2 protein-coding genes are annotated in these 3,022 nt (G+C 59.2%); one reads left to right on the top strand and one right to left on the bottom strand.

What is annotated here, in order from left to right:
• A partial coding sequence (locus tag DRB19_RS29315) for a hypothetical protein (protein WP_210207562.1) occupies nucleotides 1-1,275 on the top strand: 1,275 nt, incomplete at its 5' end.
• Between the two features lie 164 nt (nucleotides 1,276-1,439).
• Here the strand turns inward: DRB19_RS29315 and DRB19_RS29310 are convergent.
• Complete coding sequence (locus tag DRB19_RS29310; RefSeq protein ID WP_114189464.1) at nucleotides 1,440-1,694, bottom strand: hypothetical protein; 255 nt, start codon at nucleotides 1,692-1,694, stop codon at nucleotides 1,440-1,442.
• Nucleotides 1,695-3,022 lie beyond the last annotated feature (1,328 nt).

Genomic DNA, 3,022 nt, shown 5'->3' with positions numbered 1-3,022 from the left:
ACGGAGGAGACCGGACGCGAGCTCTACCGGATCGAGGCCGGGAGCAGCATCCCAACCTTGGTCGCCGACATCAATCCAGGCCCGGGGAGTTCAAATCCGTTTGAGCTCACCGAGTTCGGGGGAGATCTCTACTTTCAGGCCACTACGGAGGAGACCGGACGCGAGCTCTACCGGATTGAGGCTGGGAGCACCATCCCAACCTTGGTCGCCGACATCGACAAGGGCTCAGAGAGCTCAAATCCGTCTGCGCTCACCGAGTTCGGGGGAGATCTCTACTTCCGGGCTGGCACAAAGGAGAGCGGACGCGAGCTCTACCGGATCGAGGCTGGGAGCAGCACGCCAATGCTGATCGACATCGATCCGGGTCCGAGGAGCTCAGCCCCGATTGGCTTCACCGAGTTCGGCGGAGATCTCTACTTCCGGGCAGCCACGGAGGAGACCGGACGCGAGCTCTACCGGATCGAGGCCGGGAGCAGCATCCCAACCTTGGTCGCCGACATCAATCCGGGCCCGAGGAGCTCAGCCCCGATTGGCTTCACCGAGTTCGGCGGAGATCTCTACTTCCGGGCAGCCACGGAGGAGACCGGACGCGAGCTCTACCGGATCGAGGCCGGGAGCAGCATCCCAACCTTGGTCGCCGACATCAATCCGGGCCCGGGGAGCTCAGACCCCTATGAATTCACCGAGGCTGGGGGAAATCTCTACTTCCGGGCCATCACGGAGGGGACCACAGAGGAGACCGGAAACGAGCTCTACCGGATCGAGGCCGGGAGCAGCACGCCAGTCTTGATCGACATCGATCCGGGCCCGAGGAGCTCAGCCCCCTATTACTTCACCAAATTCGGCGGAGATCTCTACTTCCAGGCTGGTAGGCTGGAGACTGGACGCGAGCTCTACCAGATCAAGGCTGGGAGCAGCACGCCAGTCCTGCTCGACATCGATCCGGGCCCGGGGAGCTCAGCCCCCTATGAATTCACCGAGGTCGGCGGAGATCTCTACTTTCAGGCCATCACGGAGGAGAGCGGGGAAGAGCTCTACCGGATTGAGGCCGGGAGCAGCACCCCAACCCTGATAGCCGACATCAATCCGGGCTCGGGTGACTCAGACCCGGACGACTTCACCGAGTTTGGGGGAGATCTCTACTTCCAAGCCACCACGGAGGAGAGCGGACGCGAGCTCTACCGGATTGAGGCTGGGAGCAGCGCGCCAATGCTGGTAGCCGACATCAATCCAGGCCCTGGCTGGTCAGAACCATCCGGGTTTTTTGTGCTCTAACGGGCCTCCCGCTCTGCGGCAGCCGCCATTCCCGTGACCAATCGGGGTCAATCTCTATGGAGGAGACCCTGAAGCAGTTCCGCATCCATTGACAGCTCATCGTGGGCTCCGCCACGCGAGGATGAGCGGCCTGAACTTTCGTTCCCTAAACGACTTTCCGCGAATTACGCAGCCTGCCAAGAATTGTGAGGCCGACCCTTGCTCAGAGCATCATCGAGGGCTGCCACACGCGCAATATCTTCTCTGACCACGAGCGCCGTTTTGGGCTCGATGCCCAGGACCTGCTCAATTTGATCAGCCACAGCCTTGAGCTGGTTGAAGGTCGTAATGTTCTCTCTCTGCAGCACATTCCAGACGTTTTGGGGCAGACAGAGACCTTCAATGGGCCCCTCGCAGCTTCCATGAAAACCATTCGGCATCCGTCTCACCTGCTGATCTGTGATCTGTTTCGGTACAGAATGATGCCCCTCGGCCCATGGCCAAAGAATAGAGCGGGTGGGACGGTGCTGCCCGCCGCCAAACGAGGTGGTCCCTCGATCTCGCCTGCTTCACCCGCAGCACATCCAGTTTAGCCCCTGGTCCATGCAACGCTAGGCTGCTTTCGAGGTAGTTCAAGCGCAGAGAGTATGATTATCGCCTGGGTTTCATAAAGGCGTTTCTACGAATCACGCGGTCTCATGGGTGTTGTTAGGATCAGGGACTAACCCCTCGAGAGGCTGCTCTTTGGGTACCATTACACGCGCGATCTCTTCTCGGATCAGTCGGGCCGCCTTGGGGCCGATCCCCTCAAATCGATGGACCCGGTGAGCAGCAGCCCTTAATCGGTCAATGGTCGTGATGTTCTTTCTCCGCAGCACGTTCCAGGTTTTTCGCGGCAGACGAAGGCCGATAATGGGTCCCTCATAGCGTTGATAAAAAGCATGCTCCATTCGCCTAGCCTCCGCTTGATGAGTGAGATTTAGGCCCGAGCAATTGGCAGATCAGGGAAAGTGTAAATCGTCATGATGCGCTCCGCACTGCGCGCGGGAGCGCAAGGCTCTCAGCCGCCGACGCCTGTGAAGCATAAGTCGGCGATAGCTGACATGAGACCTTCTGCGAGGCTAGGTCTATTGCTATTCCGGGCCATATCAGTGAGTTCCATAAATGGGGGTTCTGCGAATTACGCACCCCACACAGCATCCCCTCCGTCACCGAATTTTTGCTCTCCGGGTGCCGCGACACGGTCAAGTTCTTGTCTGATGACTCGCACCGTTATGGGTCCGAGGCCTTCGAAGTGCTCAAGTTGGCCCGCGACAGACCTCAGCTGATCGATCGTCTGGATGCCCTCTCGGTGGAGCACGTCCCAGGCAAGCTGAGGCAAAGAGAGACCCTCAATGGGCCCTTTGCAGGGTGGAAAATGACGAGGCATCTGCTGTTCCTGAGCTTAACAGGCGGGGTGCACGCATCTCTCAGCCGTCAGGGCCCGGTCCCTCACACTGACGATATCTTGTTATACGGTTTTCCCGAACCCGCTGCCAGCACAGTTCCATAAACGACCTCCCGCGAAGGATCTGTGTAAGCGCAATATAGAGCATCGGACGAGAAGTCGGATCCGATGAGGTCTGCATCTCAGCCATCCTGGAGCCATGCCGAAGCCGCCGGTGGCGCGTCCACTTAACGGTCCGATGCTCTAGAGATGACACCCCTCTGCAAAGTTCAAATGGCACTCTCCTGCTTTTCGGGGCTGTAGGAGGACGTGCCGTATGAC

Origin of the sequence: Microvirga aerophila (assembly GCF_003332305.1) — a bacterium.
Lineage (GTDB): Bacteria > Pseudomonadota > Alphaproteobacteria > Rhizobiales > Beijerinckiaceae > Microvirga > Microvirga aerophila.
This window is presented reverse-complemented; position numbering and strand designations above follow the sequence as displayed.